The organism is Acetobacter estunensis, from assembly GCF_019083805.1.
In the GTDB taxonomy this organism is placed as follows: Bacteria; Pseudomonadota; Alphaproteobacteria; order Acetobacterales; family Acetobacteraceae; genus Acetobacter; species Acetobacter estunensis_A.
On sequence record NZ_JAHRDV010000165.1, the window covers coordinates 1 to 242 of the forward strand.

The 242-nt window shown below is 66.5% G+C and carries 1 pseudogene; it reads right to left on the reverse strand.

Annotated features, from left to right (window positions below):
- Positions 1–115: 115 nt before the first annotated feature.
- Positions 116–220, reverse strand: a pseudogene (locus KUA11_RS17965) (hypothetical protein); the annotation flags it as partial.
- Positions 221–242: the final 22 nt, after the last annotated feature.

A 242-nucleotide genomic window follows, 5' to 3' on the forward strand; every position in this document is an offset into this window, starting at 1 on the left:
CACGCTCGATGCCAGCACCATTGTCGCCTACACGCATGCGGGACCGACCGCGCTGCGCATCGCGCGCGAACGGCCCATCGCCGCCATTCTCGGCCTGACACCCACGCTGACAACCGCCCGCCGCCTGTCCGAGTTTCTGCGCCACGTCCACGGTCATGGGAGGGGTGTTGGCTTTCCCGCGAATGCCGTCCGTGCCGAAGAACCTGCGTGTATTGCTCATGCCGTGCCTGATGCTGTCGGTG